Raw genomic sequence first — 3,233 nt, 5'->3', positions numbered from 1 at the left:
CTTTTATGTGAAGCAGAAGTGTCTGCGAAGTGGTCTGCGATTAGTACAGGGCAAGGTATAAGCTTTGGGGCTGGTATGGTAGCTAGTGTACCGGCTGAAGTATACGATACGGTTGATGGTTTTTTGCAAATAATCAGTTCTCCTACGGTTGGTGACTTGATACAAATAGCCAAAAATTCCAAAGAGATTTTGAAAGCGCTCAAAGATTTTTTCAGCAGTGGTGAGATTTTGGCTACCCTTGGGCATGCCTTTGCACAGCCCTATGTAGATCGCATTAATAAAATGGAGGAGGAATATGAGCGAGCCGGTGCCGGTGGTTCCTTTAATGCTGGTCTTGAATTTGGAAAATTATTGACTGAAGTAGCAACGCTGTTTTTGGGAGGTGCTGGAGCAGCCAAGGGAGGCATAAAGCTTGGCGAAAAGGCTGTGATCAAGTTCAATGCTAGGAAAGATTTTGCCCAATTTGCTTCCAAGAAAAATCTTGCCAAACTTGCAGCTCAGGGAGATCCTGACAAACTTGCGGCGAAGAAAGAACTGACCAAACTCGCCGCTAAAGAAAAAAAGCTTTGGTTAAAAAAGAAACCCACTAAATTTACTGATAGCAAATTTGGACAGACTAACAAAGCCTATCAGAGAGACGATTTGTTTGATCCTAATAAAAGGGTAAAATGGATGGAAAACAAAAAAGAAGTGTGGGGTACCAATATTGAGAGAATGGAAGCAGGAAGAGCACCTATAGGTTTTGATGGTCAATCTGTTGAGTTGCATCACCTAAAACAAACGCCTGAGGGTCCCATAGCAGAAATGAGCAAGGAATCTCATAACAAATATAGTTCCGTAATTCATGCTCCTTCCAAAACACATCAATCGCTTATAGAGAGAAAAAAGTTTGAGAAGTGGAGAGCGGAATATTGGAAGGAACGTGCTAAAGGGTATAGAGAACAAAAAAACAGTAATTTAGGAGGAATAATTGATATGAAATGGAGTATCATAGGGATAGATTTTGACAGATGGGGACAGGAGCATCGGTAGTAATGCTCTACGGTTGATAAAAAGAGAAACTTGTAGGATAACTTATGGAGAATAATTGATGCAAACCTATACCTTAGATGATGTTATAGAATTAGTTGATAAAGTTGATAAATATGATAGTGATATTGTCAGTTTTGGGACTGCAGAAAATGCGGTCGATGATATATGGATTGAAAAGGCGGAGAAAGCTCTCAGTTTGCAATTCACATCTTCCTATAAAGCTTTTTTAAAACATTATAAAGGGGGAGATATTGGTGGTGATGAAATCTATAGTCTTTATGAAGATTGTGTAGATTTTCCTTTTAATGATATTGTTTGTCAAAACTTAAATTATTACAGAAAACGTGGTTTTGCAACATCAGAACAGCTTGTCGTGAGTAGTACTGATTTTGGTGAAACCTTTTACTTTGATTATACGCAGTTTCGGGATGGAGAATGCCCACTTTATGTCATGCTTCCATCTGAAGGTTGCGAATATTACGCAAGTAATTTTTATGAATTCCTTTGCAAAAGAATTAAAGAAAGTGTGGGAGCTGAGATACCTGATGGTGATCAACCGATTGAAAAGATTGAGCACACTCCCACTCCGCAACCCGTACCTTTTTACAAGAGTTTTTGGAAAAAACTATGGAAGAGGTGAAATTGATAGAGGAAATATGGAGCGTTTATAACGCACGTTTTGAGGATCATCTATGAAAACCTATACCTTAGCTGATGTTGCAGTATTAATTGATAAAGTGAATAAATATGATGATGAGATTATCAATTTGGGTAGTGAAGATGATGAAGAGAATGAAACAGATGATTTGCAGATTGAAAAGGCGGAGAAAGCTCTCGGTTTACAATTCACATCGTCTTACAAAGTTTTTTTAAAAAATTACAAAGGAGGGGAAATTGGTGGTGAAGAAATCTTTAGCATTTATGGAGATTGTGGGGAAGGTATTCCTGCTGGTGATATTGTTTACCGAAACTTACTCAATAGAGAACGTGGTTTTGTGACACCAGAGCAGCTTTTCGTTAGCAGAACAGATTTTGGTGAAACCTTTTATTTTGATTATACGCAGTTTCGGGATGGTGAATGCCCACTCTATCTTAGATTTCCACCTAGCGATCCCCAGTATTACGCAAGTAATTTTTATGAATTCCTCTGTAAAAGAATTACAGAAAGCGTGGGAGCTGAGATACCTGATGGTGATCAACCGATTGAAAAGATTGAGCACACTCCCACTCCGCAACCTATCCCTTTTTACAAGAGCTTTTGGAAAAAACTATGGAAGAGGTGAAATTGATAGTGGGGAAATATGGAGCGTTTATAACGCACGTTTTGAGGATCATCTATGAAACCCTATACCTTAGATGATGTTATACAATTAGTTGATAAATATAATGGTGATATTATCAATTTTGGTACTGAAGATGACGCAGTTGATGATCTCGTGATTGAAAGGGCGGAGAAAGCTCTCGGTTTACAATTCACATCGTCTTACAAGAGTTTTTTAGAACATTGTAAAGGCGGGGACATTGGTGGTGATGAAATCTATAGTCTTTATGAGTATCCTATAGGTGTTTCTGTTAATGACATTGTTTTTCAGAACTTAAATGATAGAAAAGATGGTTTTGCAACACCAGAACAGCTTGTTGTTAGTAGAACAGACTTTGGTGAAACCTTTTACTTTGATTATACGCAGTTTCGGGATGGTGAATGCCCACTTTATGTCATGCTTCCATCTGAAGATTGCGAATATTACGCCAGTAATTTTTATGAATTCCTTTGCAAAAGAATTAAAGAAAGCGTGGGAGTTGAGATACCTGATGGTGATCAACCAATTGAAAAGATTGAGAACACTCCCACTCCGCAACCTATCTCTTTTTACAAGAGTTTTTGGAAAAAACTATGGAAGAGGTGAAATTGATAGAGGAAATATGGAGTGTCTATAACGCAAGTTTTGAGGATCATCTATGAAAACCTATACCTTAGATGATGTTGCACAATTGGTTGATAAGTGAGTCATGATGCAAACCAAAGATGTCACAGAGATTTTAAAAAGATTGGGCTGGGAGCCTTATCGTGATAACGTGGGTGATACTTTTGCGCATTATCATCTTCCCGATCGCATTGTCGGTATTGGCTATGGTGTAAAAAATTATGGAGAGAGTGGCAAAGAGTTTTTGCTTTCGGCTGATCTCACCACCGCTGCTTA

General features: G+C 38.3%; 5 protein-coding genes. All 5 read left to right on the top strand.

Translation table 11 applies throughout. The annotated features are described in order from the left end of the window. Positions 1 to 1,032, top strand: a 1,032-nt coding sequence (locus tag ACFIKG_RS08845) for an HNH/ENDO VII family nuclease (protein ID WP_375652153.1), incomplete at its 5' end; no start/stop codon positions are given. A 58-nt stretch (positions 1,033 to 1,090) separates the two neighbouring features. Beyond that, entirely contained in the window at positions 1,091 to 1,672 is a 582-nt protein-coding gene (locus ACFIKG_RS08840) for an SMI1/KNR4 family protein (RefSeq protein WP_375652152.1), read from the top strand. Positions 1,673 to 1,724: 52 nt separating this feature from the next. Further along, positions 1,725 to 2,315: an SMI1/KNR4 family protein gene (locus ACFIKG_RS08835; RefSeq protein WP_375652151.1), complete on the top strand. Its 591-nt coding sequence runs from the start codon at positions 1,725 to 1,727 to the stop codon at positions 2,313 to 2,315. Positions 2,316 to 2,369: 54 nt separating this feature from the next. Further along, a complete protein-coding gene (locus tag ACFIKG_RS08830; protein WP_375652150.1) occupies positions 2,370 to 2,939 on the top strand; it encodes an SMI1/KNR4 family protein in 570 nt (189 codons plus the stop codon). Positions 2,940 to 3,042: 103 nt separating this feature from the next. Further along, positions 3,043 to 3,233, top strand: a 191-nt coding sequence (locus tag ACFIKG_RS08825; protein WP_375652149.1) for a DUF6990 domain-containing protein, incomplete at its 3' end; no start/stop codon positions are given.

The sequence above is a fragment of the Bartonella sp. LB28NMGDW genome (assembly GCF_042194435.1).
GTDB lineage: Bacteria > Pseudomonadota > Alphaproteobacteria > Rhizobiales > Rhizobiaceae > Bartonella > Bartonella grahamii.
This window is presented reverse-complemented; position numbering and strand designations above follow the sequence as displayed.